The following is a 25,692-nucleotide window of genomic DNA, read 5'->3' as shown; positions in this document are numbered from 1 at the left end:
ACTTCGACATTGACGTGGCGCTGGCCGCAACGCCGGCGCCCTCCCCTCCTTCAAGGCGAGCCCCATGAAAGACCAATTCTGCGCGGTCGTTACCGGCCAATCCCTGATCAAGCACGACATCCGTGACGTCAAAGACGAACGCTTCATCGCGGTTACGGACTTCCTGCGCCAAGGCGACGTCGTCTTCACCAACTTCGAGTCGACGATCCTCGGCAAGCACGGTGGGTCGCCGACCAAGGGCAAATACTTCGGATATTCCAGGGCTGAAGTGCTCGACGCATTGCAGGCCATCGGTTTTAACGCGCTTGCGCTCGCGAACAACCATGCCTTCGATCTCGGCGCTGGCGGCATCCTCTCGACGCTGGAGGAGGTGGAAGCGCGCGGTTTCCTGCATGCCGGCATCGGAGCCGACGAGACTGACGCCAGGAAACCGGGCCGCCACCGGCTGGGCGCGCGCGAGGTCGCGCTTCTTGCGATGGATGCAGGCCCCGGCCCGACCAACATGTATGCCGAAGACCGCACGGCCTTCCGTCCGGCTCGGCCCGGGGTCAATCGTTTGAACACCATTCGCAAGATGGGGGTGCCGGACGGACATTTCCGCAGATTGGCAAAGCTGGGCGCTCATCTGCAAAGCTCCCCATTTGAACTGGCGAACTATGCGCAACCGGAGGACCCTGTTGAGGTGTCGGCCGATAAGGAGATCAATTTCTACGGCACCGTATTCACGCAAGCCGCCGATTTTAGCCGTCTGATCGAAGTCGACCCGCAAAGCGCGACTGTCCATCTGTCAGCCATCCGCCAAGCGGCGGCACAAGGGGATTTCGTAATCGCCTATCTGCACCACCATCATTGGGAGCCAGGTTGGCAGGACGTGCCGCGCTGGGTGCAGACCTTTGCGCGAATGTGCATCGACGCTGGCGCGAATCTGTTCGTCAGCCACGGCGCGCCGGTGTTGCAGGCCGTGGAAATCTACAATGGCTCGCCGATTTTCTATGGCCTTGGAAACTTCCTATTCCACGTCCATCCAGACGAAAACGAATGGGATCCATCGGAAGTCTGGCAAAGCATCGTCGCCGCGTGCCGCTATGATGCGGGCGGAAACCTCGCAGAAATAGATCTCCTGCCCGTCGTGATCGGCGCGGAGGCCCAATCTCTCGGATCGGCAACAGGCAGACTGGTGCCCGTCGCCGTGACGGGAAGTGCGGCGCGAGACATCCTCAAGGGATTCGCGACCCGCTCGCGGGCGTTCGGCGTCGAAATCGAAGTGTCCTCGGCTTGCGGCCGCATCGCCCTGCCCGCTGCCCGAAAATTCGGCTGACGGCTCGACCGGCCGTCAGACGGTCTTGCATTTGGCCGGCGGGGATTCGCCGGCAGTCTCGCTGTCCGCCTTTGTGTCTAGCAGGGCCAGTTCTTCTCCTAAAGCTGCAATCAGGGACGAGACGCGACCGCGCACACGCGGCGGAAGTTTCACTAAGCCCTCAATCAGGCGCCGCCCTTCCGCGCTGGCAATGAAATCCAGGCGCTCATCGACCGGGAGGGGCCGCGCCGCGACGCGGGCCTCATCGTTTCCCGGCAGGCCTTCGAAGAAGCGGCCGACAGGAACGCCGAGCGAGCTGGCGATCTCGTAGAGCATCGACGCGCTCACGCGATTCCGCGCGTTCTCGTATTTCTGGAGCTGTTGGAAGCTGATTCCTATGGATCGGGCAAGCTGGGCTTGCGATACGTCGGACTGGACGCGAACGGTCGCAATCTGCCTGCCGACATGCTGATCGGCGGGATGAGGGTCAATGTCGATCTTTGGCTTCGGCCCCGCCCGAAGGAGGACGGAGCGTCGCGGTTTCAACAAGGCCTTTTGATCCTCCACAAGTCAGTCGGATAAAGAGTCTCTCGCGTACGCTCCGGGTTTTCGCGTCGATGTTATCTGAAAGCCGAATCGCCATTTAATATACCTTATAGGGTGTGAAATAACCCTATTAGTGGCAAAGAATATCTGCCTGCCGATTGTGGACGCATGGTCAGTCCACGACAGATTCGAGCCGCACGAGCTTTGCTGGGTTGGTCTCAGCAGGAACTCGCTGACAAGGCTATTGTTTCCCTTAACGCGCTGGTCCGGTTGGAAAACGGCAAGGTGGATTCCCGGATAAGCACTTTGCAGGCAATTGAAGCGGCCCTGACAAAAGCGGGCGTCGAATTCTTATCCGTAGGGCAGAGGGGTGAAGGTGTCCGGCTCTTAAATCCTCGGGCTTGATAGTGAATTTGGCGGTATGGTTTCTGTTTGATGCGGCTGCTCGATTGGCAGCCTCGCGTTTCGTTCGGCAATGTCGCGGAGTAGTCAATTCGCTATCTGCACGATCCCCCTTCCGACCTGCGCGATCCTAGCCTGCCTGATGGGTTGCCGGATCGTTATGGCCGCACCATCACACAACTTGGTTGCAGACCGATATCCAATCGTTCCGATGGGTTTGCTCCAGGCGGTGCTGCTGACAGAACACCCATTCAGTCCCCTCATGAGCCTGCCGACCTCCGCACCACGCGCTACCGCAGGACCAACTGATCCGGCTCGCGCCTAGATCTCTGTGTAAGCAAACGCGGTTAGGCTTGGTCTCGCATCCGCAATTGTCGTTCCCACAATTGCTCTCCTGCGGGTGACGAGAGACAAAGTCGTGGTATTGTCGGAATCAGCCATGATCCGAGCTCCAGACAGCTTGGGTTGTGGCCAGGCCGAACGACGTGTTGGAGCACGACGTTCGGCCAACAAGAGTGAACCACATTACGTACATACCGTACATTACGGACACCGCCATTGTCAAACGTTCCTGATCCTCTCGACAACAAAACTGAACGCTTCGAGTTGCGGCTCTCGACCGACTTACTTGCTCGCGTAGACGAATGGCGTCGCACTCAGCCAGATCTTCCCACCAGATCGGAAGCATTCCGGCGATTGGTGGAGGCCGGTCTAGCTTCAAAATAGGTTGCGGCTTGGTATTACCATCTCGAGTGCGCTTGGCAGCAGAATATAACCGGTCTGGCCATTGCAAAGCGGTTAGCGGTTGACACTGGCAGTCTGTTGAATAGCAATGCAGGGCGCAAAGAATACTCGGCTGGAGCCAAGCTGAGCCGGTCGAAGGCGTCTCGCGAGTTACGGTTGTGGATTTCGAAGAGGATTGCGTAGCCCACATCGCAACAACCTCGAATGCTTTCGTGAGGCACTCCATTGCCGGCATCGAATTTATTCAAGAGAACGGAGGCGGCGCGCGTGTGCGGTTGGCCAAACGGCACCTACCGACGCCAAACGCACGGTGTGGCGCTGTAGACGCGCCTCATCCACCGACCCGCGCGGCGTTGCCCTGAAACCAGATAGCCCTTCTTCTCCGTCGCGCGGAGCATGGGGTAGAGTGGTTAGAGCTGAGGCCGTGAATGGGGCTGAGTTCCGGGTTTCTGGAGATTTCCCACCGTTTATGCGACTTTTCGAGCACAGACCATTCATCGCCTAAGGCGGCCTATGATGGCAAGCCAACCTATCAGATGATCCTGCAGCATAGCAGCAACGCGAACGTCGTCATTCCACCTCGGTCGACGGCAGTGGAAAGCGGTGATACCGGACCGCTTGGTCAACGGCACAAGCCCATTATCGCGATCGCAAGCGACGGTCGGCTGAGATGGCAGGCTGCTACCGGCTATGGTAAGCGGGCTCTGATCGAGACCGCCATCGGAAGGTACAAGGCACTAATCGGACGACGCTTGCGGGCTCGTTCGTTCGCCGCTCAGCAGACCGAGGTTGCCGTCGGTTGCAGCGTGCTCAACCTCATGCTGGCGTGTGCACGCCGTCCGGCATCAAGTCCGGCAGGTATAACCGGCAACATCAAAGACGAAATGCGTTCGATTTCATATCCGCGCACCAACGCCGCGTCATTGCCTTCATCTCGCGGCAGATCCAATGCTCACGCAAGAAATCAGCCGTCGGCGGCCGCTCAAAATTTACCATTCTCATGAATAGTCCCAGATGTTTAACACCTACCGGTATCTTGGCGGCTATAGTCCGAGCCGCGCTGGTGGACTCGGAAATATCTCGGCATGTGCGGTTTTAGCGGTTATTTCGGCACTGTCCGGGATGGGAGGGCGCTCCTTGAAAGGATGACGGCTGCCATTGCGCATCGCGGCCCCGATGAGCAGGGGTTCTTCACCACAAAGGCGGCCGGCCTCGGCCATGCGCGGCTGTCCATCGTCGGCCTGGGGGACGGCCAGCAGCCCATGTCCGATGCGACGGGCGATCTGACGATCGCCTTCAACGGCGAGATCTTCAACTATGTGGAACTGCGCGAGCAGCTTCGCGCGAAAGGCCGCCATTTCCGGACAGCCAGCGACACCGAAGTGATCCTGCATCTCTATGACGAGATGGGGGAGGATTGCGTCTCCGCGCTCAATGGCGATTTCGCCTTTGCGCTCTGGGACGGCCGCCGCCGCCGCATGGTTCTGGCGCGCGACCGCATGGGGGTCCGGCCGCTCTTCTATACAAGGCAGGGCGAACGGCTTTACTTCGCCTCGGAGGTCAAGGCGCTCCTCCAGGCCCCGGGCGTCGCGGCCGAGATTGATCCGGTCGCACTCGACCAGATCTTCACGCTCTGGGCCCCGATCGCGCCGCGCACGGCCTTCCGCAATATCTACGAGCTCGAACCGGCAAGCCTGATGATCGTGCAAGAGGGCAGCGTCTCGACGCGGCCCTACTGGAGTCTGGAGTATCCCGACCGGGACGCGCCGCCCCGGCACCGGGACGAGCGTGCCGCGGCCGAGGAACTGAGCGCCCTCCTGACGGAGGCGACCCGCATCCGCATGCGCGCCGATGTGCCAGTCGGCGCCTATCTCTCTGGCGGCCTCGATTCCTCCATCACATCGGCGCTGGCGGCGGGCATGGCGCCGGGTGGCCTCAGGACTTTCTCGGTCACCTTCGATAGTGCCGAACATGACGAGAGCCCCTTCCAGCTCGAGATGGCCCGTGCGCTCGGCACGCATCACAGCGCCGTCGCCTGCGGGGAAGGCGATATCGCCGCCGTCTTCCCTGACGTTATCCGCTTCACGGAGCGGCCGATCCTGCGCACTGCCCCTGCCCCGCTCTACAAGCTCTCGAGCCTCGTGCGCGAGGCCGGCTTGAAAGTAGTGCTGACGGGCGAAGGCGCCGACGAAGTCTTTGCCGGCTACGATATTTTCAAGGAGGCCAGGGTTCGGCGCTTTTGCGCGAGACAGCCCGGCTCCCGCATCCGGCCGCATCTGTTCCGCAAGCTCTACCCCTATCTTCCGGGCCTGAGGCAGCAATCGGCCGAGTACCTGTTCTCCTTCTTCGGGGCTAGCGGCGCGGCGCTCGACGATCCGCTGTTCTCCCATCGGCCGAGGTTCGACGGCACAGCGGCGACGAAGCTGTTCTACTCGGGCGATCTGCGTGCCACATTGTCCGGATATGACGCCGCCGAGGAGCTCGCCGCGCGGCTGCCCGAGGCGTTCGCCCGCTGGCATCCCGTGCATCAGGCGCAATATCTGGAAGCCCGCTTCCTTCTCCCCGGCTATATCCTGTCCAGCCAGGGCGACCGCATGGCGATGGCCCACGGCATCGAGGGCCGCTTTCCCTTCCTCGACCATCATCTGGTCGAGTTTGCCGCCGGCCTTCCTCCCGAGATGAAGCTGAAGGGGCTCGTAGAGAAGCATATTCTCCGGGAGGCGACCAAAGACCTGCTGCCGGCCGCCATCGGCCGGCGGACCAAACAGCCCTATCGCGCACCGGACAGCCAGTCCTTCGTTGGTCCGGCCACGAGGGACTATGTCCAGTCGGCCCTTGGCGACGCCGCAGTCAGCGCCGGCGGGCTCTTCAATCCGAAGGCAGTGGCAAAACTACATGAGAAATGCAGCCGCCAGCCGGCCTCCGGCTTTCGCGACAACGCGGCCTTTGTCGGCATCCTGTCGACGCAGCTGTGGCTGACGACTTTCACCGGCACAGGCATTTGCAACGCAAAGGCCGCCTGACACCACCAAGGAAAGCGAACGACATGACCGATACGATCCGAGACGCAGTGAAGGCCTTTGTCATCGAGAACTTCCTGTTCGGCGACACCACCCACGCCCTCGCCGATACGGACTCGCTGATCGAGAACGGCATCATCGATTCGACCGGCGTTCTGGAACTGGTGGCCTTTATCGAGGACCATTGCGGAATCACAGTTGCGGACGCCGATATCGTGCCGGCCAACCTCGATTCACTGGCGCGCATCACGGCCTTCATCACAGCGAAGACCGCATCGCTCGTCGCGGCGTGACGGCTGGCAGCGGAAGGCCCGAGCTCATGCGGGTCGAGCAATTCCTCATCACGAACGCGGCCGCGCATGGCGCGAAGACGGCGCTTGTCACCGACCGGAAGCGGTTGCGCTATGACGAGCTCGACGATCTGTCGAACCGGCTCGCGACCGCTCTCGCCGCGAATGGCGTGCAGCGCGGCGACCGCGTTCTCGTCTTCATGGACAATTGCTGGGAAGCCGCCGTCTCGATCTTCGCGGTTCTCAAGGCGGGCGCGACCTTCAGCCCGATCAACGCCTCCACCAAGGCCGACAAGCTCGCTTATGTCATCGACGATTGCGAGGCTGCGGCGATCCTGACCCAGGCCAAGCTGAGGCCTGTCGTGATCCAGGCGCGTGCGCTGTCGGACCGGCCGCTCTTCGTCGCGTCGACGCAAGCGCCATCCAGCCATACGCCGGATGGCGCTGCCTCCTTCGAGGATTGTCTCAAGGTCGCGCCCGTGCCCGTTCGCCATGGCGGGATCGACATTGACCTCGCCATGCTGATCTACACCTCGGGCTCCACCGGCCGCCCCAAGGGCGTGATGATGACGCATCGCAATATCGATGCCGCGGCCGAATCCATCACGACCTATCTGCGCAACACCCCTGACGACATCATCCTCAATGTCCTGCCCCTGGCTTTCGACTACGGCCTCTATCAGCTGCTGATGGCGATGAAGCTCGGCGCGACCCTCGTCCTCGAAAAATCCTTCGCCTTTCCGCAGGCCATTTTCGAGCGCATCCGCGCCGAGAAGGTCACCGGTTTCCCGCTGGTGCCGACGATGGCGGCGCTGATCCTGCAGATGCGCGATTTGGCGCCGGGTTTCCTGCCGAGCCTGCGCTATATCTCGAACACCGCCGCCGCCCTGCCGCCGGTGCATATCGCCCGGCTGCGCGAGCTGTTCCCCGCCGTGCGGCTCTATTCCATGTACGGTCTGACGGAGTGCAAGCGCTGCACCTACCTGCCCCCGGAGGAGCTGGACCGCCGGCCGGGTTCCGTCGGCATCGCTATTCCCAACACGGAAGCGATCGTCGTCGACGATGAGGGCAACCGCGTGCCACCGGGCGTGGCGGGCGAGTTGGTCATCCGCGGCCCGCATGTCATGCAGGGCTATTGGCGCAACGACGTGGCCACGGAGCAGATGCTGCGTCCCGGGCCGCATCCCTGGGAAAAGCGGCTCCACACCGGCGACCTGTTCCGGACGGACAAGGACGGCTTCCTCTATTTCGTTGGCCGTAAGGACGACATCATCAAGACGCGCGGCGAAAAGGTCGCCCCGAAGGAAGTCGAAACTGTGCTGCATGCCCATCCCGGCATCGTGGAAGCCGTGGTGACCGGCGTGCCGGATCCGGTGCTCGGCCACGCCATTGCCGCCCTCGTCGTTCTCTCGGACGAGACCCTGAGCGAACGGGACATCATTCGCTACTGCGCCGTTCATCTCGAGGATTTCATGGTGCCGAAGCTCATCGAGTTCCGCCGCGAGTTGCCGAAGACCGATACCGGAAAGGTCAGCCGAAGGCTGGCGGCCGAAACGTTGGGGACTGCAGAATGAACCTCTCCCTCGCCCCGAGCCGTCCCGCCTTCTCGGCCGACGCGCTGACGCTCGACAACGCTGCGGAAACCGATCGCATCGTCGCCGGGTTGCGCGAGCTGCTACGCGGCATGCGCAAGCGCGGGCTCGTGCTCGGCCTCTCTGGCGGCATCGATTCCAGCGTCTCGGTCGCGCTCGCCGCCCGCGCCGTCGGCGCGAAGAACGTCTTCTGCCTGTTCATGCCGGAAAGTGACTCCGATCCCGACAGCCTCCGCCTCGGCCGGCTGGCCGCCGAAACCTTCGGCGTCGAAGCGATCGTGGAGGATATCGGCCCGACGCTGCACGCGATGGGTTGTTATGAGCGGCGGGATGCCTTCATCCGCGAGCTGGTGCCGGAATACGGGCCGGGCTGGGCCTCAAAGATCGTCATCGCCAATTCGCTCGCCGGCGAAGGCTACAACATCTCCTCGCTGGTGGTGCAGGACCCCGAAGGCCGGCAGACGAAGCAGCGCATGTCGCCGGCGGTCTATCTCGGCATCGTCGCCGCCACCAACATGAAGCAGCGCACGCGCAAACAGATCGAGTACTATCACGCCGACCGGCTGAATTTCGCCGTGCTCGGCACGCCGAACCGGCTCGAATACGACCAAGGCTTCTTCGTGAAGAATGGCGACGGCGCGGCTGACGTCAAACCGATCGCCCATCTCTACAAGAGCCAGGTCTATGCGCTTGCCGCCCATCTCGGCATTCCCGAGGAAATCTGCCGCAGGGCGCCGACGACCGACACCTATTCCCTCGAGCAGACGCAGGAAGAGTTCTACTTCTCCCTGCCCTATGACCGCATGGATATTTGCCTCTTCGGCCTGAATAACGGCCTTTCAGCCGTGGAGGTCGGCGCCGCCGCGAAGCTGACTACGGTCGAGGTCGAACGCGTCTGGGCCGATATCGCCGCCAAGCGCCGGGCGACGCGCTATCTGCACCTTGGCCCGCAGCTCGTCCGCCCCGTCGAGGAAATCGCCTGCTGAGATCGGCGCGACCATCGGGATTATGTCGCCGCGCGCGCAATGACGGTCTATTCGAACCGCTCCCCGGCCAGGCGATTCCAGTGCTCGCCGGCCAGCCCGTTGAAGAAGCCTTGCGAGCTCAGGAACGCGTTCACCAGCTCCTCGTCGCGCGAATGCACCACGGTCGAGGCCGGTTGAGTGAAGGCGACCTGCCGACCCAGCATCGCTGCCAGCAGGGCGGGTTGCGTCCGGCCGCGCAGGCCGGCGGCGCCGCGCCGCGCTGCATCGCCAATCAAGCAGTCGACGACGGAACCAGCTTGCCCCGGCAGGGCCAGAACCTGCAGCACGCGCGCCATCCTGCCCGGGCGGGTGTGATAGAGGAAGGCGCCGACCAGCGCCCCGCTGGGGGAGGAGACGGACGCGAACACGGCGTCGCCATAGTCCGGCTTCTGGGAAGCCTCCGCGAGGATATGCGCAAGCTGCTCCGCGCTCCAGTCGGGGCGGAGCGGGAACTGCCGCGTCAACGGGTCCAAAAGAGCCGCAAAACCGGCATGATCGATTTCGGCAACCATGAGGCCGCCCTTGCCATTCCAGAGTTCCGGGACCCCGGACCAGCGCATCTCGTTCTCCTGCATCCGTCCGCGAAGATAGCGATCGAGTCCGCGCGCGAGCGGGTCAAGCAAGCGCACGGCGCCGGCTCGCCGCGAGGCTAGATCGAGCAGGAAGGCCGAAGGCCGGATGACCCGGATCCAGTCCAGGCTGTATTGCGGCAGGGCGACCCCGCGCAGTTTCGTCCACATCTGCGTCGAGAGGGCATTTGCGGTTTCGCTGAAGGAGATGTCCTGCGGCCCGGCCAGGAATGTCCTGAGCAGCCTTGCGCCGGCCATCGGGTCGTTCGCCCGCGGTTCGACCATGAGCGAACCACAGATGGCGGCGCGCAGCTTGCGCTGGCCATGCCTCATCGGCAGCACATTCACGCCGACAAAGCCTGAAATGTCGCCTTCGCTCGCAATATGGACGAGAGACGCGATCTCCGGATCGCAGACCGGGCCTTCGAGATAGTGCCAGCGCAGATAAGTCTCGAGCGCCGGAGGCGGCGGCTTTCCACCGTCCCGGAAGGTTCTTTGAAAGAGCCCGACGACGGCCGGAATATCCGCAGCCTGCAGGGGACGAATCTGGCTCATGCCAAACTCGCGGAGGATGAGATCGCGGGCGCACCGTTCTCCCGCTTCCGGAGGAGTGCGACACGCGGCATTCCGACCTCATCCTTGGCGAATGTCACGGGTTCATAGGCCTTGGCTCTGGCTATCAGCGCAGCCACCTGGCGGTCCTGCCCCCGCCCGAACTCGAACAGCAGCCAGCCACCAGGCTTGAGGGAATCGATTGCGTCCCGGATCAGCCGCTGGTGGATCGAGATGCCGTAAGGCCCCCCGTCGAAGGCCTCGCGCGGCTCGCCCTCAAGCAGATGCGCGCTCTCGCCTTCGAGGCGCGCGGTCGAGATATAGGGCGGATTGCAGACAATCATGTCCGCCGCGCCGATAAGCCCATCGCCCTCCAGCGCACCGAACAGATCCCCTTTCCGGATGGTGACCCGGTCCTGAAGGGCCAAGCGTTCGGCATTGCTACGGGCGAGCGCGACCGTGCTGTCAGTCACGTCCACCCCCCAGACGCGGGCCAACGGAACTTCCGCCGCGATCGCCAGAGCAAGGTTGCCGGAGCCGCAGCACATGTCGATCACCATCGGGCCGGGCGCGCGATCGCGAAGAATCGCGAGCGCGCTCTGTCCGAGCAACTCTGTTTCCTGACGCGGCACGAGAACGCCCGGAGCCAGTTCGAGCATCACGCTCATGAAACGATGCAGGCGGGGCGTAGAACGGCCGGCTAGGGCTGCTGCTCTGTGCGGCACGGCGGTTCCTTACGTCATCCGACGGTATTGCATACACAATGACCTATCGCGCTCCGGTAAACGGCTGCTAAAGATATCGCCGCCGATACTCCGCAGCGCGCCAACTCGGCCATATAGATGCGGCGTTGGTACGCGGATATGAAATCGAACGCATTTCGGTCTTTGATGTTGCCGGTTATACCTGCCGGACTTGATGCCGGACAGATTCCGGGCGTGCACACGCCAGCATGCGGTCGAGCACGCTGCAACCGACGGCAACCTCGGTCTGCTGAGCGGCGAACGAACGAGCCCGCAAGCGTCGTCCGATTAGTGCCTTGTACCTTCCGATGGCGGTCTCGATCAGAGCCTCGCTTACCATAGCCGGTAGCAGCCTGCCATCTCAGCCGACCGTCGCCCGCTTGCTTCGCTGTTGCCCCGGCCGCCTCAAGCGCCAGCCGCTGCCGCCAAGCGCCGGAAAACCGCTCCTGCCGGCGGAGGCGCGGAGAGGGTTTGGGACGCAGAAACATCGCAAGCACGATGAATCATGGCGGCGCTTTTGGCAACCGTTTGCGTTCAAAACCGCCACACCTGTCGCGACGTAAGAACGAATGATAATGTTGCAATATCAGTCGTTTAATTGTGCCAGCCTCGTATCAGTCATTGCTTTCTGTTAGCTGTTTCTGATGCAGTGTCTGCTTTTGGTGCGAGTTTGAATTGAGTCCATGGAGAGCGAGGCGCGCAGCAGCCATTCGCTACCGGCATTACACATGCCAGTTGCTGGAAGCGTATAAAACATTTCAGGAAAAAGCCCATTCCTCATCGGTCGGCGCAATCAGCCCGTTCCGCAGCCGGCTGTGAAGCTCATGCCACGACGGGTCCGTCACGAAGCCTTTCATGCTTCCACATGCCTCGGCGAAGGAAATGTCGCCCAAACGGTCGATAAGATCACTCATCCCGCCGTTGCTGCCATTTAGGAATAGGTCGAACGGATCATTATCGCACTCAATTACCCGATGTCCCCAAGCTCCCGGCACGTCGTCCATCGCAAGAGCCTGCCGAAGATCTTCATCCACGCCTGCGGCCTCAAGCGCCCGGCAGACGACATAGCGCATCAGAGGATAGTAGATCGGCTGATAGCTGCCTCCAAGCGCGCGCACGCCGGGCAGGATCGACAAAACCAGAAACATCAGCAGGAGATTCGGGATAAGGCTGCGGTTTGCCAGCCGCTCTACGATGTCGGGGGCCGTGAAGCACGCCACCTTCATACCGGTCGCAGGATCGATGAGTTCTCCGGCGATCAGACGCAGCGGAAGGCGTTTGCCATTTTCATAGGACCAGAAGAAATCAGTACCGCGCGCGAGCCAGCCACTCCAGGGGCCGGACGCGAGCCCGTCGAGGCCGGCAAGGATATTGAAGGCGAACTTCGGGTCTTCCAGCAGTCTCATGCGTAGCCAGGAATTTTCGTCCGACAGATGGTCGGCCACCAGGTCGGCGATATCCTCGTCGTCGATCTGCAGGAAAGCAAAGTGGCCTCCGAACATTTTTGGCCAAAGGATGAGATTGGCTGCCTTGATGGCATGCGCCGGCCGCTCGAATTGCGCCTTCGGCAGAAGGTTACGAAGCAGCGTGAGCGCGTCGCCCTTAGTGTTCGGCTCCCTCGGCAGCAACTCGAACCTATAGGGTCCCTGCTCGGCTAGCAGGCTGTATCCGATCATCCGGCTTCGGCTCAGGCCGAAGACGTTGACCGGCTTCCCATCAACGGTGAGCCAGCCTGGTCCCTTGCGTGGCTTTCCGACGAGATTCACCGTCGAAACGGCGTAGGAAACATAGGTGGAACAGCCATGCGCCTCGAGACCAAGGAGGCTGAAAATATGCGTGTAGTAGGCTTCGGGCTCCATGAGGAGAAGCAAATGAGGGCCTGTCTGCAACACGCGGCGCCTTTCGAAATCCCTGCAGATTTCCGAGGCGGTATCGGCAGACAACCCGTTTCGCGTCGCTGCCTGCCTGATGATGTCGAGTAGTTTGGTGAAGGCGCGAAAGCGGATTTCTGGCACGGACCTGGTAGCTGGCGCCTCGAACAGGCGAAACGCATAGTCGCGGATCGGCCGGGAATGATAAGGTCTCATCCAGGGGTAGAGTGCCTCCAGAGACCCCAGGACTGCCTGTTTCGCATCTACGCCTGCTGTTAGCTCTTCCACCTCACGAGTCACCTTTTTCTTGCGTCTGAACGACGCCGACGCTCAAACACGAAATACTGATGATGAGCACCACTCCAAAGCTGAAGAAAATCGTCGAAGGAAATGCTCGATCTCCGACAGCGGTGGCGATGCCGAAGATGAGTAACCCGAGCACTACGGCCACACTGTGCATAATGCCTTTTGCCCGGCCCAACAGATAAATGGATACCTGCGACTGCAATGTGACTTCAACACTGACGCGTCCAAGATTGTATAGAAATCCGAGCGCGGCAAAAAGGATCACTGTCCAGGGCGCGCGCAGAGATGTCAGCGCCATGAGTACCAGCGCCGTTAAACCCAAAAGCATGAGATGCCGCGCGTGGGTACTCATCGCTCTTTCAATCCGGAATAGAGAGACCGCGCCGAACAGTGAGCCCGCCGACCATGCGGCCTCAAGGTAGCCGAAATCCGCGGCAGTACCCTTCTGCTCCTGGAAGACGAAGCTAGATCCCATGACGCTGACAAGCACCGCGCTTGTATAGAGAAGCGCGTAGACGACAATGAGACGACGCAGGTTCAGATCGAATTGTGCTGCCGAGATTTTGGCGATGCGGACATCGCGCGAAACCGGTTCCAGCCGCATCAAGGCTAGGCAGCCCGCTGAAAACAGGAAGAAGGCAGCAAGAACGGTGAATGGCAGGGCTGGGGAGCGCTCATGCAGCAAAGGCCCTGCAAGCAGAGCTGCGCCGAGATTGCCGAACTGCATGACGAAGAAGACGGCGGAATTCGTGGCTACAAGATCGCGGCCGTCAGCTATCACGGGGATCATTGATTGAGAGCTCGTTAGCGCGACACGGTCGCAAAACGAAAAGAGGGCCGCTGACAGGCAGATGATCAGAAACACGTCCATGTAGAGGAGCGCGCAAGCGGTAGCCAGCATAATGACGAAGCGACTGAGGTCCGCCGCAACGTTCAAGCACCGCCTGTCAAACCGATCCGCCCCTACGCCGGCCAAAGGGCTCGCGATCAATTCGACAACGCTGACGATCGCAAGGAACATCGCCACGCCAGCAGTTCCGTGCCCTCGCTCGACGAGAATCCATGCGGATGCGATGTAGTAGCCGTTTCGGGCAACAGCCGCCGATAACGTGCTGGCTAGGAATCCGAAGCAGGGATTGGACCGGCCGGCCCGTGCTTTGGCATGATGATTTCGAACCAGGTTTGACATGAGCGGCGTATCCGGGCTGACCGCCCATGGATACCTTCTTTCACCAAGCCTGCTTTACCGTGAATGTTTGGGTTTTCCGATACTTGCTGAGAACCGACAGGCGGCGACCTAGATTCTGCACTTACGACGAAATTCCGTGGGGCCCGCGCCGAAAGCCCGCTTAAAGGCGGTCGCGAAATGGCTCGAGCTGCCGAAACCGCATTCCATCGCGATTTCCGTCGCCGACAGATTGGTCGATCGCAGCATGTCCGCGGATTGCTCCAACCGTCGCTGCGCAATGAATGCGTGCGGCGTCATGCCTGTCGACTGCTTGAAGGCCCTCCAGAAATGGAACCGGCTAACCCCAACCTCTTTTGCCAGATCGGCGAGCGTAGGTCTGCCGTCCGACAACGTCTCGATCATGTCCACCGCCCGCTTGAGATCGAACGATGACAAACCGCCTTTTGCCGGCTCCTGATGGAAGCCGTTCAACCTTAACATTTGCCCGAGCAATTGCGTGGCCTGGCACTCCACCATCGTTGCGCTGATGGGGTCAGGCTGCTTGAGCTCCAAGGCAATCCTTTGCAACGCCAACTCTACAGTGCCGTCCCGAAATCCGATCGAAGGCGGCAGCGGGCGATGGCGAGCCATTCCCGCAAACACATCGTCGGCGAACCCTTTTTCAATCGAGACCAGGAGGTAGGAAGCGGTCGCGTCCCCCTCGTCCCATCCATTCCAATCACTGCCGGCGGGCATGAAGATTGTCGAACCGGCCCGGCGCGGCAAAAAGGCAATCCGGCGCCCATCCACAATGTCTTGTCCGCGGCACGCCGTGCCCTTGAGGTTCATCAAGAACACATGGTTTGGCTGGAGGAGTCTTGTCTCCTGGCGCTCAAGCCCGGTTCTTTTGACCACGTCCGCCCGCACGCTCCCCCAATTCTCATATTTGTGGGCAAGCGACTGGTGCCGTGAACGGCGGTTCTCGGTCGGGTCGAGCGCAAGATTATTCACGTATCCACAGCCTCCTTACTGGCGAGTGGCCAGTCGTCGCATGATGTGGCGAACCATGGGTTGCTGAACAACACGCAAATAACTCTGGATTGGTAGAAGATGTGACTTTAGCGAAAAAATGGCAAACGAGTGAAAGCCGCCTGTATCCGGCAGGCCTACCAGTTGGCTCAGCCAATACTTGAGCCCGGTGAAATATTAGACCCCACTTACCTTAGTGGAATTTCCCCCATCGACGTATCGGTATCTCACCAATGGAACGGTGCTGGAGGCATACTGCGATGCGTGGACTCGACGACTTTCTGGCTGAGTGCGACCATGGCCCACGGATCAACGGACTGGCCGGCTTTTTCGCCGCGACCGCCGCTGGCAAGAGCGGGATGCCAATCCGCAAGCCCGTCGCCGATGCCCGCCTTCTTCCGAGCGATGAACTGCTGCGCGACCTGGTCAGCCTGCACGCGGCACGACAAGGTTTTTTTGACCAGCACTATCACGGCAGCATTCCCTACAGATTGGAGGAGGAGTGCCGGATGGCCTACGCAGTGCTGAAATACGCACGGCATCGTGGTGGTCCGCTTGCGCTATACAGCCTTGGAACAGCGGAAGGCACGATGGCGAGAACATTGTCGGAACTGTCCGATGGACAGGTACGCTCGCTGTCGTGCAGCCCGAACTCGGAGAATTACAAATGCTTCATGGCCTATGGCCAACCGCCGCACGCCGACTTCTTCATTGGCCCCTTCCATAAGTTGACCAAGGACGTCCTAGGCTCGGATCCGCGAATGGCAAATTTCGCTCACGGGTTCGATATCATTCTCGAAGATACGACCTTTCAGATGTACTCGCCGAACAGAACGGGACAGATCGAGTTCGTAACCCAGCACCTCAAGGCGGACGGAATCTTCGTCTTCGTCGAGAAGTTCCGGGCAACCGAGGAGCCGGACTACAGGCGTCGCGAATATCAAAAAGATTTCGGCTTCAAGGCGCGCTATTTTCCCCCAGACGAAATCGAGAAGAAGCAAACCCTCGTTCTGGATACGATGTTCGGCAATGAGGTGACTTTGGCACACATGGCTGACGCATTACGCGCGCATTTCAGCTACTGCTTCCTGACGTGGAACAGCGGAAATTTCTGCAGCCTCGCGGCGAGCAATAGCGAGGAAAACCTAAACCGGTACCTTTCCCAGATGGCCACTCCAGCCATTCCGCACGAGTACGTCTACGAAACCAGCTTGGATCCGACCCTGCCGGTTAGCGTCCCCGCCGCACAGGAATAGGCTCCTGAGCCTTGAGACAGGTCAACAATACGCTCCGCCGTTTGGACCATGTCTTCGCAGCTGTCGACCATGGTAGCCTCAGGCAGGCCGCAAGAGTTCTCAGAGTGAGGGAATCCTGTGTCAGCCGCAACATCGTTGCTCTCGAGCAATTGCTAGACATGCAGTTGTTTGATCGCGACGTCCATGGTGTTCGGCTGACCGAAGCAGGCCGGGCCTGGACTGACCTCGTCCGGGCTCATTATGAAGGCTTGCACGATGCCCTGGCCGGAGGTGGTCGCGACGACCAGGATGCCAAAACAGTCAAGATAGGGTTGTGCGGCCAGATAGGTCGGGCGTTCGTGGCGCGGCTTGTCGATCGATTTCGCAGCTTGCATCCGGACGTGAGCATCGCCATCGAGGACGTTCCCCATGAACAGTGTCTGGCGGCAATACGTCGCCGGCGCCTTGACATCGTCTTCACGCACGGGCTCGAGAACGGCGCCTTATGCCGCAGCGAGCTATTTGGGCACGAGCGCTTGTTCGTTCTCCTGCCCGGTGGCCATCCTCTCGCTGAAAGGCCGGCAGTCAGATGGAGGGATCTTGCAGATACTTGTCTGCTGGTTTCGGGCGGATCGCCGCAGTATCCGGTTTTGCTAGAAAAGATTGCCGTGGAGGGTGGCCCCGCTATTCAAATATGTCGCGCGAGCGAAGCGACGGTCATCCTCAAGGTGCAACTCGGTCAAGGGGTTACTCTGGCGGGCGAAGGTTTTGCCAGGACCGTCGCCATCGACGCTACAGTGTGGAAACCCATCGACGGTCAGTACAGCATCAGTTCGATTAAGGCGGTGTGGCTGGAATCGAACCCAAATCGTGCGCTTCTGCGGCTGGTTGGGACCGCAAGAAACATGGTGACAGCAGCGCGACCCGCGCCTACCCCTGTCAGTGCAGGTATTACGGAACGCCGCGGCGCGATTTCTGAAATCACGTCATGAATGGGAGGCGCGACTGACCCGGTTTGACTTCAGTCGTCCGGCTTTTAACCACCCTCCGAGCGCTTTGCCCTGGCAAAGCCCCGATCCGTCGCAATGAACCGCTCCAACATCGCAACGATGAGGCGCGGCGCATCGGCGGGCCGTTGCCCCGCTTCGCGGCCGAGGATCTCGGCATAAGCGGTCAGATCGCGGTGCAGTGCCGCTGGGAGTTCCACCATGACCTTGACGGGTTTGTCGTCGGCGATCGGCCCCAGTTTCAGCTTGGCCATTTCAGCCTCCATAAGGTTCAAGCACGAGATCGCGCGTGACGATCACACGCACCGGGAATCCCGGTCGGATGGTGAGCGTCGGCGCTATGTTGAGCTGGCGCTGGACGATCTGCTGGCCTGTCTGGCTGATGCTGTCCGAGGCACCTTGGCGAAGAGCGCGCATTATGTCGCTTTCCTGGCCCGATGAGCCTGCCTGCGCCCCGATGCTCAGAACCGTGGAAAGTGCTGCAGCCTTGAAGAGCTCGCCCCAATGATAGTCGACGCCATCCTCGAGGCCAGCATAGCCCTCGGCGTCCGCGCCAGGCTCACGTTCCAGAACGATGGAGCGGCCGTTAGGAAAAATCAGCCTGGTCCATACCAGCAACACGCGACGCTGGCCGAAGCCGACACCATTGTCATACTGGCCGATGAGACGCGTGCCCTGCGGAATGAGACGGATGTGTCCGGTGGGGCTGTCGTAGACATTCTCCGTTACCTGCGCGGTAATCTGACCCGGCAGGTCGGAGCGAATCCCCGTGATGAGGGCGGCTGCGATGACGGCGCCCGCCTGCAGGACATTCTTCGACGCCGGCGGGGCAATACGATCCGACGAGACGGTGCGCTTGTCCGGCGGCTGATCGAGGAACGCAAGCTGCCGGTCCTGCGCCGAGGGCGTCGCCAGCTCCGGCGCGAGGCCAAGGCTGGCGAGGTTGGTCTGTGACGGGGTGCCAGTCGTGCCTGTTCCAGGCTGAGCGGCGGTCGCGTCACTTGCGGGCCGCGTTTGCGTGGACGCGAACAGACGCGCGGTTCTTGCCGCTTCCAGTTCCTGCTCCCGGCGCTGCTCCTCCTGGTCCGGTCCAACGGGACCTGTCGATGGCGCGGGGCCGCCAATCTGCGCGGCGAGGATCGGGCGGCCAAGATCGCCGGGAAGCGGTGGGCCAAGCTTTGGAACGCCTGTATAGTCCTTCGGCAGGCCGGCGAGCCCATCGGGCGTCGAACCATTATCGGTTGAATACAGCTCCTGACCCTGGCCTTGTTGACGGTTCTGCAGCGCATAAATCAACGCACCGCCGACAGTGAGGCTTGCGGCGAGCCCTAACCCGGCCAGCGCCTTGCGGGACAGACGCGTCACCCGCGGCGGCTCGGCGCGCAGCCGCATGGCCGCGGCCGGCTCGCCTGTCAGCGGCCGGGCGTCATCCTCGACCGGCGCCTCCGCTCGGGCGTCATTCACCGGCCCCCGGCCTTCTTCCTTCCCGGGATCCAATCTGTCGCTCATGATGACGACCCTCCCCTGTCTGTTCGGAGGTTCGTCGCTGACGGGGCCTCACCAGGGCCACGCATCCATGAAAATCGACTGCTCCTTACCCCATCGGTGCGGGAGATGCGGATGCGCTGCTGGTTCTTGCCTGCGCCGAAGCGCAACTCGGCGGCGGCAAACAGCCGGTCGACGATCATGTAGTTGCCGCGCACGCGATAGTTGACCAACTCGGACGTGTCGCCTTCCGGCCCGACCACGAAGAGCGGCGGCATCTCGCCCTGGCCGATGCCCCGCGGGAACTCGATGAACACCTGTTTGCCATCGTCGAAGGCGCGCAGCGGCCGCCACGGTGCGCGATCGCCAGTCACCGCGTAGCGGAAATTGACCCGAGAAAGATCGATGCCTATCGAGACCGGCTGTGCAGCCTCAGCCTGCTGGTTCTGCCTGCGCAAGGCGATGAGTTGGTCCTGCGGGTATTGCCAGGAAACCGACGCCATATAGGTCGACGGCGTCGAGCGCAGTTCCATGTGATAGGTACGCCGATCGGTATTGATGACGAGATTGGTGAGAAGGTCGGCGCTCGTCGGCTTGACGAGGATGTGGACTTGCTTGGCCCCGCCCGTACCGCTCTCGGTATCGCCGATGATCCAGCGCACGGTGTCGCCGGCGGCGACGGGACCGGAGCCGACGAGCTGCTCGCCGGGCTGGAGCGCGATGTCGGTGATCTGCCCCGGCGATGCATAGACCTGATAGAGCGCACCATCGACGAAAGGATAGACCTGCATCGAGTTGATGAAGCCGTTGCGCACAGGCTGGACGCGCGCGGCCGCATTGGCCAGGTTCACGCGCGCGGTCGGATCGGTCGGTTCCGGCTCGGGCTTTGCCTCCTTGCCGACCGGCTTCAACTGGCCTGGAAGCGGAAGCGGCTTTGACAGCTCAACCACCTTGACGGGCGGGGGCGGATCGACGGCCTGCACGGCCGGGACCGGATCGTCATAGGAAATCTCCGGCGGCTTCTGCCTGGTGGCACAGCCCGCAAGCGCCGCAGTGCAAAGCAGAAGTGTTGGAAAGGCCATTTTGCGGAAGGCCGGCATTGCGTAGATGAGGAAGGCCGGACGCCCCCAGGGGGCGGCTTTGCAGAGTGCGGGCGTCATTGTCCAAGCTCCTTCGACCAGTTGATGGCGTTGAGGTAGATTCCAAGGGGGTTCTTGCGCAGCGTGTCGGCGTCGCGCGGGGGCTGCACGACAATGGTGAGAATGGCGGACCAGCGCTCCGTGGAAGCGAGTGAGCCGTCCTGATAACGGCGTTCGACCCAGGCGATACGGAAGCTCACCGGCGATGCGCGGATAACCGACGATACGTCGACGGCGACCTGCTGTTTGCCGACCTTGGCGAACGGGTCATTGGCGCGCGCATAGTCGTTGAGAGCCAGCGCCCCGCCCTGCGTCGTGAAGTCGTAGGCGCGCAGCCAGTTCTGCCGCACGATGATCGGATCGGCGGGGATCGACCTCACCTGTTCGATGAAGTGCGCCAGGTAGAAGGCAATCTGCGGATCGTTCGGCTGATAGTCGCCGACCGCAGGGGCGACAGCCTGCGCTTGGCCGAGACGATCGACCTGCACCACCCAAGGCACGATCGAGCCCTTGGCGGATTGCCAGACGAGCGCGGCGGAGAAGCCGGCGGCGAGCGCCAGGCAACCGAAGGCCATGGTGCGCCAGTTGCGCGCCTGCACGCGAGCGGAACCGATGCGCTCGTCCCAGACCTGGGCGGCGCGCTGGTAGGGGGTCTCGGGTTGTGGGGATCTGCCGTAGTGCGTGGACGGTCGTTTGAACATGCTCATTCACTTTCAGAGAGGTTGATCGAGGAGCCGCCGCCATGGCTGTCGCCACTGCGAACGGCGTGAGCGGCGGCCTGGACGCCATGGGTCATCTGTTGCGAGCGCTTCATGCGCTTTGCCCAGGCAGGCTGACTTTCGGTTGCGGAGGACGCGACGGGAGCGGAGCCGGCTTCGGGCGCGTTCGCGCCGATTGTGCCAGCCGTGGATGACCCGCCCGTCGTCTCGAAGGCAGCGCGAGCGCCGGACTGGTAGCTGTGCTTCATGCTGCCTGCCGCATGATTGGCCGCGCGCTTGAGCGGTGAGATGGCACCTTGAGCACCGGCGCTGATGACACCGCCGAGCCCGGATGCAACCCCGGAAAAGCCTGACTGTCCCGCCGCGCCGAGGCCGTAGGCTGTGGATGCCCTGCCCGCGGTGGCGGCACCGCCACGGGCCGCCGCTGCAGCACCGCCGCTGACAGCCACGCCTCCGGACACGATGGCGCCGCCGGCCGCTGCGCCCACTGCTGCCATGCCGCCGGCGGCGAGCCCGGTGCCGACCGCCGCGCCCGCGCCGAGCTGCGGGCCGCCGGAGACGAGGCCGTTGGCAATGCCAGGTCCAAATATGCCAAGGCCGAGCAGCGACAGTGCGGCCAGCACGATCGCCATGGCGTCGTCGATCGACGGCGTGGTCCCGCCGAATCCGGAAGTGAACTCGGAGAAGAGGGTCGAGCCGATGCCGATGATGACGGCGAGCACCAGCACCTTGATGCCGGACGAGATGACGTTGCCGAGCACCCGCTCGGCCATGAACGCGGATTTGCCGAACAGACCGAAGGGGATCAGCACGAAACCGGCGAGCGTCGTCAGCTTGAACTCGATCAAGGTGACGAAGAGCTGGATTGCCAGGATGAAGAAGGCTAGCAGCACCAGCGCCCAGGCGAAGAACATACAAGCGATCTGGATGAAGTTCTCGAAGAAGGACCAATAGCCCATCAGGTTCGAGATCGAGTCCAGCAACGGCCGGCCGGCGTCGAGCCCGGTCTGCGCCACCTTGCCCGGGCGCATCAGATCGTTGACGGTAAAACCCGTACCCGAGGCCTTCAGGCCAAGCCCAGCGAAGCTTTCAAAGACGATGCGGGCGAGATTGTTCCAGTTGGAGATGAGATAGGCAAAGACGCCGACGAACAGCGTCTTCTTGACGAGGCGCGCCATGATGTCGTCGTCCGCCCCCCAGGACCAGAAGAGCGCCGCCAACGTCACGTCGATGACGATCAGGGTCGTGGCGATAAAGCCGACCTCGCCGCCGAGCAGACCGAAGCCGCCGTCGATGTAGCGCGTGAAGACTTCGAGGAAATGGTCGATGACGCCCATGCCGCCCATATCAGCGAATCTCCGACCGAGGCGGCTCGACCTGCATCGCGGGAGCGGTCACATCCGTTCCCTCCCCTTCTTTCCGGTCGGCTGACGCCGGCACATCAGGGAATGACGTTTTCGGGGCAACGGCAGCAGGCGCGGTTGCCGAGTCATGTTGACCGAGAAACCGGCGCCGGCTCTCTGCCCACGCTTTCAGGCAGCCGGGATCGCGAGGGCCCGCCTCGCCTATCCCGGTACAGCGGCGCAATTCGGCCGCGAGCGGGTCTTGTAACGCCAAGGAACGGCCCCGCGTCACAATAGCGTCAGGCTGCTCGTCCTTGCTGCTCATTTCGATCGCGGTCACTGTCAAAGCGACTGCGATGAAGAGGACAGCGCCGATGCGAGCGAGGATCTTGCCATCCATCGCGCCGGCCTCAGTTCTTGCCATAGAACATCTGCGCACTGCCGGGCTGGTAGCCCGAGCCCTGCGTCAGGAAGCGGCGGCGCTGCTCCCGGCCCTGGTCGGCGGCGGTGGCCTGTTCAGCCGATAGCAACGCCTGCGCCCGACCGTTCGCGGCGACGACCGCGGTGAGATCGGCGAGCTGCTGCGCCTGAAGCGCGAGGAGCTGGTTGCCGGCCTGTATTGCCTGAAGCGCGCCGATCGCACCCTGGCTCTGGCCGACCAGCGCCGACATCTGCGTGCGATTGGTGTCAATGTTGCCGACTACGCCCGCCTGCACACGCATGGCGTCCTGAAGGCCACCGACCGTGTTGCCCCAGCGCGAGCGCGCGTCGGCGACGAGTTGCTGATCCGAAGCCGACAGCGAGACGTTGCCGTATTTCTGCTGGAAGGCCTGATCGATCTGCTGGACGTCATAAGCGATGTTCTGCGCCTGTCCGAGCAATTGCTGCGTGCGTTGCACGGACTGTTGGAGCTGTTGCAGTGAGGAGAACGGCAGGCTTGCGAGATTGCGGGCCTGATTGATGAGCATCTGCGCTTGGTTCTGCAGCGACGTGACCTGATTGGTGATCTGCTCGAGCGAGCGCGCTGCCGTCAGGACGTTTTGCGAATAGTTCGAGGGATCGAACACGATCAAGGCGTGTGCCGGCGTCGCCAGCATCGGCGCGATGGCGGCGGGAGCGACAAGAAGGGCGGCAGCGAACCGCATGGCAAGTGAACGGCGCAGTTTCATAGGGATTTCTCCTTGCTGGTTAGGACGGGGACGAGTTCAGCGGCCCAGCCGACGCCACAGTGGTTGAGCCAGGCTGCGAGGAAACCGTCGCGGCCATGCTCGGCGACGATGCGGGCGATCGCGGCCTGGTCGGTCTTCGCGGATGCAGCGCACAGCGCGAGCGCCACATCCGACAAGCCGAGCTCGAACAGCCGGTTGCCGCGGCGGGACTGGCAGTAATAGTCGCGCTTCGGCATCGCCCGGGCGATGATCTCGATCTGCCGATCGTTGAGGCCGAAGCGGCGATAGATCGCGGTGATCTGCGGCTCGATGACGCGCTCGTTCGGCAAGAGAAGCCGGGTCTGGCAGCTCTCGATGATCGCGGGCGCGATTGCCGAACCATCGATGTCGCTGAGCGACTGCGTGGCGAAGATGACACTGGCGTTTTTCTTGCGCAGTGTCTTCAGCCATTCGCGGAGCTGGCCGGCAAAGCCGTCATCGTCAAGCGCAAGCCAACCTTCGTCGATGATCAGAAGGGTTGGCGAGCCATCGAGCCGGTCCTCGATGCGATGGAAGAGATAGGACAGGGCCGCGGCCGCGGCACCCGTTCCGATCAGCCCTTCGGTTTCGAATGCCTGGACCGACGCCGTTCCGAGATGCTCGCGCTCGGCATCGAGCAACCGGCCGTAGGGACCCCCGACACAATAGGGGCGCAATGCCTGCTTGAGATCATTTGATTGCAGCAGCACGACCAGACCGGTGATGGTGCGCTCCTCGGCAGGCGCGGACGCCAGGGAGCTCAACGCCGTCCAGATATGCTCCTTGACCTCAGGCGTGATCGCCACATTCTCGCGCGTCAGGATCGACACGATCCAGTCGGCGGCCCAGGCGCGCTCGGGGACATCGTGAATGCGGGCGAACGGCTGAAGGCTGACGCTGTCGATCGCCCCATCGCTGAGATCGCCGCCGAGGTCATGCCAGTCGCCGCCCATGGCGAGTGCCGCCGCGCGGATCGAGCCGCCGAAATCAAAGGCGAAAACCTGTGACCCTGGATAGCGGCGGAACTGGAGCGCCATCAGTGCCAGCAGCACGGACTTGCCGGCGCCGGTCGGGCCGACGATCAGCGTATGGCCGACGTCGCCGACATGAAGCGAAAGCCGGAACGGGGTCGAGCCTTCGGTCTTGCCGAAGAGCAGAGGGGGCGCTGCAAAATGCTCGTCCCGCACCTCGCCCGCCCACACCGCGGAAAGCGGGATGATGTGGGCGAGATTGAGGGTGGAGATGGGAGGTTGACGGACGTTGGCGTAAACGTGCCCCGGCAGGCTGCCGAGCCAGGCGTCGACGGCGTTGATGGTTTCGATGATTGCTGTGAAATCGCGGCCCTGGATGACCTTTTCGACCAGGCGCAGTTTTTCGTCGGCGATGCCGGGATCATCGTCCCAAACCGTCACCGTCGCGGTGACATAAGCCATGCCGGCATAGTCGGCGCCGAGCTCCTGCAGCGCCAAGTCGGCATCGGCGGCCTTGTTTGCGGCGTCGGTGTCCACGAGGACGGACGCCTCGTTGGTCATCACCTCCTTGAGGATCGCGGCGATCGATTTTCGCTTCGCGAACCATTGACGCCGGATCTTTGTCAGCAGCCTGGTGGCATCGGTCTTGTCGAGCAGGATCGCGCGTGTCGACCAGCGATACGGGAAGGCCAGCCGGTTCAGTTCGTCGAGCAGACCCGGCGTGGTCGCGGTCGGGAACCCCGTGACCGTGAGAATGCGCAGATGCGACGCGCCAAGCCGCGGCTCAAGCCCGCCGGTCAGCGGCTGGTCGGCCAGCATGGCGTCGAGATATATCGGCGTTTCGGGAACGCGGACACGGTGGCGATTGGTCGAGACGCAGCCATGCAGATAGGTCAGCGTCTCGGCGTCATCGAGCCAGCGGCACTCCGGCATGAAGGCTTCGACAAGGCGCAGCACGCGGCCGCTGCGGTCAGTGAACCCGGTGAGCACCTCATTGGGGTCCAGGCCCTTCTTCGCACGCCCTTCATAGAGCCAACTTTCCGCGCGCGCAGTGTCTTCGGCGGGCGCAAGATAGGTGAGCGTCAGAAAGTAGCTGGACTCGAAATGCGCGCCGGCCTCCTCGAATCCCGCCTTTCGTTCCGCATCGACCAGAGTGGAGGCCGCATCCGGAAAGCTGCTGTCGGGATAGCGGGTCGAGGGATGGCGCTGCGCCTCGACGAAGATCGCCCAGCCGGAGCCGAGGCGGCGGAAGGCATTGTTGAGCCGGCCTGCGACGGCGATCAGTTCGGCCGGAACGGCGCTGTCGAGATCGGGACCGCGAAAGCGCGCGGTGCGCTGGAAGCTGCCGTCCTTGTTGAGGACGACGCCGGCGCCGACCAATGCCACCCAGGGCAGGAAGTCGGCGAGCCGGCTGCTACGGTTGCGATATTCGGCAAGGTTCATCATTGGCGC

General features: G+C 62.3%; 22 protein-coding genes and 2 pseudogenes. 9 read left to right on the top strand and 15 right to left on the bottom strand.

Annotation, left to right across the window (positions count from 1 at the left end):
* Window positions 1–64: 64 nt before the first annotated feature.
* A complete protein-coding gene (locus tag NKI73_RS03710) occupies window positions 65–1,318 on the top strand; it encodes a CapA family protein (RefSeq protein WP_352627512.1) in 1,254 nt (417 codons plus the stop codon).
* Between the two features lie 15 nt (window positions 1,319–1,333).
* On the opposite strand, the gene NKI73_RS03705 is transcribed toward NKI73_RS03710, so the two are convergent.
* Window positions 1,334–1,846 (bottom strand): helix-turn-helix domain-containing protein, encoded by a 513-nt coding sequence (locus NKI73_RS03705; RefSeq protein ID WP_352627510.1) that lies wholly within the window; start codon window positions 1,844–1,846, stop codon window positions 1,334–1,336.
* Between the two features lie 165 nt (window positions 1,847–2,011).
* On the opposite strand from NKI73_RS03705, the gene NKI73_RS03700 reads away from it, so the two are divergent.
* From NKI73_RS03700 to nadE, 6 genes and pseudogenes are all read left to right on the top strand, one after another.
* Window positions 2,012–2,248: a helix-turn-helix domain-containing protein gene (locus NKI73_RS03700; protein WP_023694075.1), complete on the top strand. Its 237-nt coding sequence runs from the start codon at window positions 2,012–2,014 to the stop codon at window positions 2,246–2,248.
* 1,250 nt (window positions 2,249–3,498) lie between these two features.
* Window positions 3,499–3,825: pseudogene (locus NKI73_RS03695) on the top strand (IS5/IS1182 family transposase); the annotation flags it as partial.
* A gap of 249 nt (window positions 3,826–4,074) precedes the next feature.
* On the top strand, window positions 4,075–6,012 hold the full coding sequence (asnB, locus tag NKI73_RS03690) for an asparagine synthase (glutamine-hydrolyzing) (protein WP_352627508.1): 1,938 nt from the start codon (window positions 4,075–4,077) through the stop codon (window positions 6,010–6,012).
* A 23-nt stretch (window positions 6,013–6,035) separates the two neighbouring features.
* Window positions 6,036–6,302, top strand: a complete 267-nt coding sequence (locus NKI73_RS03685; protein WP_057144558.1) for an acyl carrier protein — start codon at window positions 6,036–6,038, stop codon at window positions 6,300–6,302.
* A 26-nt stretch (window positions 6,303–6,328) separates the two neighbouring features.
* Entirely contained in the window at window positions 6,329–7,873 is a 1,545-nt protein-coding gene (locus NKI73_RS03680; RefSeq protein ID WP_352627506.1) for a class I adenylate-forming enzyme family protein, read from the top strand.
* Window positions 7,870–8,877, top strand: a complete 1,008-nt coding sequence (gene nadE, locus NKI73_RS03675; RefSeq protein WP_352627504.1) for an NAD(+) synthase — start codon at window positions 7,870–7,872, stop codon at window positions 8,875–8,877. The genes NKI73_RS03680 and nadE overlap by 4 nt, the downstream gene beginning before the upstream one ends.
* A 47-nt stretch (window positions 8,878–8,924) precedes the next feature.
* Here nadE and NKI73_RS03670 read toward each other — a convergent pair whose 3' ends face one another.
* From NKI73_RS03670 to NKI73_RS03645, 6 genes and pseudogenes are all read right to left on the bottom strand, one after another.
* Window positions 8,925–10,040 carry a hypothetical protein gene (locus tag NKI73_RS03670; RefSeq protein WP_352627502.1) on the bottom strand — a complete coding sequence of 372 codons (1,116 nt, stop codon included), beginning with the start codon at window positions 10,038–10,040 and terminating at the stop codon, window positions 8,925–8,927.
* Window positions 10,037–10,705, bottom strand: coding sequence for a N5-glutamine methyltransferase family protein (locus NKI73_RS03665; protein WP_352627500.1), 669 nt, complete (start codon window positions 10,703–10,705; stop codon window positions 10,037–10,039). Before NKI73_RS03665 ends, NKI73_RS03670 begins: the two co-directional genes overlap by 4 nt.
* Window positions 10,706–10,937: 232 nt before the next feature.
* Window positions 10,938–11,154, bottom strand: a pseudogene (locus NKI73_RS03660) (IS5/IS1182 family transposase); the annotation flags it as partial.
* A gap of 384 nt (window positions 11,155–11,538) precedes the next feature.
* Window positions 11,539–12,867, bottom strand: coding sequence for a hypothetical protein (locus NKI73_RS03655; RefSeq protein WP_352627498.1), 1,329 nt, complete (start codon window positions 12,865–12,867; stop codon window positions 11,539–11,541).
* 73 nt (window positions 12,868–12,940) lie between these two features.
* Window positions 12,941–14,146, bottom strand: a complete 1,206-nt coding sequence (locus NKI73_RS03650) for an MFS transporter (RefSeq protein ID WP_352627496.1) — start codon at window positions 14,144–14,146, stop codon at window positions 12,941–12,943.
* Window positions 14,147–14,254: 108 nt separating this feature from the next.
* Window positions 14,255–15,136: a helix-turn-helix transcriptional regulator gene (locus tag NKI73_RS03645; protein WP_352627495.1), complete on the bottom strand. Its 882-nt coding sequence runs from the start codon at window positions 15,134–15,136 to the stop codon at window positions 14,255–14,257.
* Window positions 15,137–15,414: 278 nt separating this feature from the next.
* Here NKI73_RS03645 and NKI73_RS03640 point away from each other — a divergent pair, with 278 nt between their 5' ends.
* Together NKI73_RS03640 and NKI73_RS03635 are read left to right on the top strand one after the other, a co-directional pair.
* Window positions 15,415–16,410: a class I SAM-dependent methyltransferase gene (locus NKI73_RS03640; protein ID WP_352627493.1), complete on the top strand. Its 996-nt coding sequence runs from the start codon at window positions 15,415–15,417 to the stop codon at window positions 16,408–16,410.
* A gap of 11 nt (window positions 16,411–16,421) precedes the next feature.
* A complete protein-coding gene (locus tag NKI73_RS03635) occupies window positions 16,422–17,381 on the top strand; it encodes a LysR family transcriptional regulator (protein ID WP_352627491.1) in 960 nt (319 codons plus the stop codon).
* A 44-nt stretch (window positions 17,382–17,425) separates the two neighbouring features.
* Here the strand turns inward: NKI73_RS03635 and NKI73_RS03630 are convergent, their stop codons facing one another.
* The 8 genes from NKI73_RS03630 to trbE are packed head-to-tail and all read right to left on the bottom strand — an operon-like array spanning window position 17,426 to window position 25,686.
* Window positions 17,426–17,650 carry a DUF2274 domain-containing protein gene (locus NKI73_RS03630; RefSeq protein WP_023673788.1) on the bottom strand — a complete coding sequence of 75 codons (225 nt, stop codon included), beginning with the start codon at window positions 17,648–17,650 and terminating at the stop codon, window positions 17,426–17,428.
* A gap of 1 nt (window position 17,651) precedes the next feature.
* A complete protein-coding gene (locus NKI73_RS03625) occupies window positions 17,652–18,905 on the bottom strand; it encodes a TraB/TrbI/VirB10 family type IV secretion system protein (RefSeq protein WP_352627490.1) in 1,254 nt (417 codons plus the stop codon).
* Complete coding sequence (gene trbG / locus NKI73_RS03620) at window positions 18,902–20,041, bottom strand: P-type conjugative transfer protein TrbG (RefSeq protein WP_352627488.1); 1,140 nt, start codon at window positions 20,039–20,041, stop codon at window positions 18,902–18,904. Before trbG ends, NKI73_RS03625 begins: the two co-directional genes overlap by 4 nt.
* Window positions 20,038–20,721, bottom strand: a complete 684-nt coding sequence (gene trbF, locus NKI73_RS03615) for a conjugal transfer protein TrbF (RefSeq protein ID WP_352627486.1) — start codon at window positions 20,719–20,721, stop codon at window positions 20,038–20,040. The genes trbG and trbF overlap by 4 nt, the downstream gene beginning before the upstream one ends.
* 2 nt (window positions 20,722–20,723) lie before the next feature.
* Window positions 20,724–22,085 carry a P-type conjugative transfer protein TrbL gene (gene trbL, locus NKI73_RS03610; protein ID WP_352627484.1) on the bottom strand — a complete coding sequence of 454 codons (1,362 nt, stop codon included), beginning with the start codon at window positions 22,083–22,085 and terminating at the stop codon, window positions 20,724–20,726.
* Between the two features lies 1 nt (window position 22,086).
* On the bottom strand, window positions 22,087–22,482 hold the full coding sequence (gene trbK-alt, locus NKI73_RS03605; RefSeq protein ID WP_352627483.1) for a putative entry exclusion protein TrbK-alt: 396 nt from the start codon (window positions 22,480–22,482) through the stop codon (window positions 22,087–22,089).
* Window positions 22,483–22,492: 10 nt separating this feature from the next.
* On the bottom strand, window positions 22,493–23,251 hold the full coding sequence (gene trbJ, locus NKI73_RS03600; RefSeq protein ID WP_352627482.1) for a P-type conjugative transfer protein TrbJ: 759 nt from the start codon (window positions 23,249–23,251) through the stop codon (window positions 22,493–22,495).
* Window positions 23,248–25,686 (bottom strand): conjugal transfer protein TrbE, encoded by a 2,439-nt coding sequence (gene trbE / locus NKI73_RS03595; RefSeq protein WP_352627480.1) that lies wholly within the window; start codon window positions 25,684–25,686, stop codon window positions 23,248–23,250. Before trbE ends, trbJ begins: the two co-directional genes overlap by 4 nt.
* Window positions 25,687–25,692: the final 6 nt, after the last annotated feature.

Source organism: Mesorhizobium sp. M0496, from assembly GCF_040321205.1.
Classification (GTDB): Bacteria; Pseudomonadota; Alphaproteobacteria; order Rhizobiales; family Rhizobiaceae; genus Mesorhizobium.
This window is presented reverse-complemented; position numbering and strand designations above follow the sequence as displayed.

Coding starts and splice junctions, on each gene's coding strand:
- NKI73_RS03710 (WP_352627512.1), top strand. CDS start 65: ATGAAAGACCAATTCTGCGCGGTCGTTACCGGCCAATCCCTGATCAAG.
- NKI73_RS03700 (WP_023694075.1), top strand. CDS start 2,012: ATGGTCAGTCCACGACAGATTCGAGCCGCACGAGCTTTGCTGGGTTGG.
- asnB (WP_352627508.1), top strand. CDS start 4,075: ATGTGCGGTTTTAGCGGTTATTTCGGCACTGTCCGGGATGGGAGGGCG.
- NKI73_RS03685 (WP_057144558.1), top strand. CDS start 6,036: ATGACCGATACGATCCGAGACGCAGTGAAGGCCTTTGTCATCGAGAAC.
- NKI73_RS03680 (WP_352627506.1), top strand. CDS start 6,329: ATGCGGGTCGAGCAATTCCTCATCACGAACGCGGCCGCGCATGGCGCG.
- nadE (WP_352627504.1), top strand. CDS start 7,870: ATGAACCTCTCCCTCGCCCCGAGCCGTCCCGCCTTCTCGGCCGACGCG.
- NKI73_RS03670 (WP_352627502.1), bottom strand. CDS start 10,040: ATGAGCCAGATTCGTCCCCTGCAGGCTGCGGATATTCCGGCCGTCGTC.
- NKI73_RS03665 (WP_352627500.1), bottom strand. CDS start 10,705: ATGAGCGTGATGCTCGAACTGGCTCCGGGCGTTCTCGTGCCGCGTCAG.
- NKI73_RS03655 (WP_352627498.1), bottom strand. CDS start 12,867: ATGAGACCTTATCATTCCCGGCCGATCCGCGACTATGCGTTTCGCCTG.
- NKI73_RS03650 (WP_352627496.1), bottom strand. CDS start 14,146: ATGTCAAACCTGGTTCGAAATCATCATGCCAAAGCACGGGCCGGCCGG.
- NKI73_RS03640 (WP_352627493.1), top strand. CDS start 15,415: ATGCGTGGACTCGACGACTTTCTGGCTGAGTGCGACCATGGCCCACGG.
- NKI73_RS03630 (WP_023673788.1), bottom strand. CDS start 17,650: ATGGCCAAGCTGAAACTGGGGCCGATCGCCGACGACAAACCCGTCAAG.
- NKI73_RS03625 (WP_352627490.1), bottom strand. CDS start 18,905: ATGAGCGACAGATTGGATCCCGGGAAGGAAGAAGGCCGGGGGCCGGTG.
- trbG (WP_352627488.1), bottom strand. CDS start 20,041: ATGACGCCCGCACTCTGCAAAGCCGCCCCCTGGGGGCGTCCGGCCTTC.
- trbF (WP_352627486.1), bottom strand. CDS start 20,721: ATGTTCAAACGACCGTCCACGCACTACGGCAGATCCCCACAACCCGAG.
- trbL (WP_352627484.1), bottom strand. CDS start 22,085: ATGGGCGGCATGGGCGTCATCGACCATTTCCTCGAAGTCTTCACGCGC.
- trbK-alt (WP_352627483.1), bottom strand. CDS start 22,482: ATGGATGGCAAGATCCTCGCTCGCATCGGCGCTGTCCTCTTCATCGCA.
- trbJ (WP_352627482.1), bottom strand. CDS start 23,251: ATGAAACTGCGCCGTTCACTTGCCATGCGGTTCGCTGCCGCCCTTCTT.
- trbE (WP_352627480.1), bottom strand. CDS start 25,686: ATGATGAACCTTGCCGAATATCGCAACCGTAGCAGCCGGCTCGCCGAC.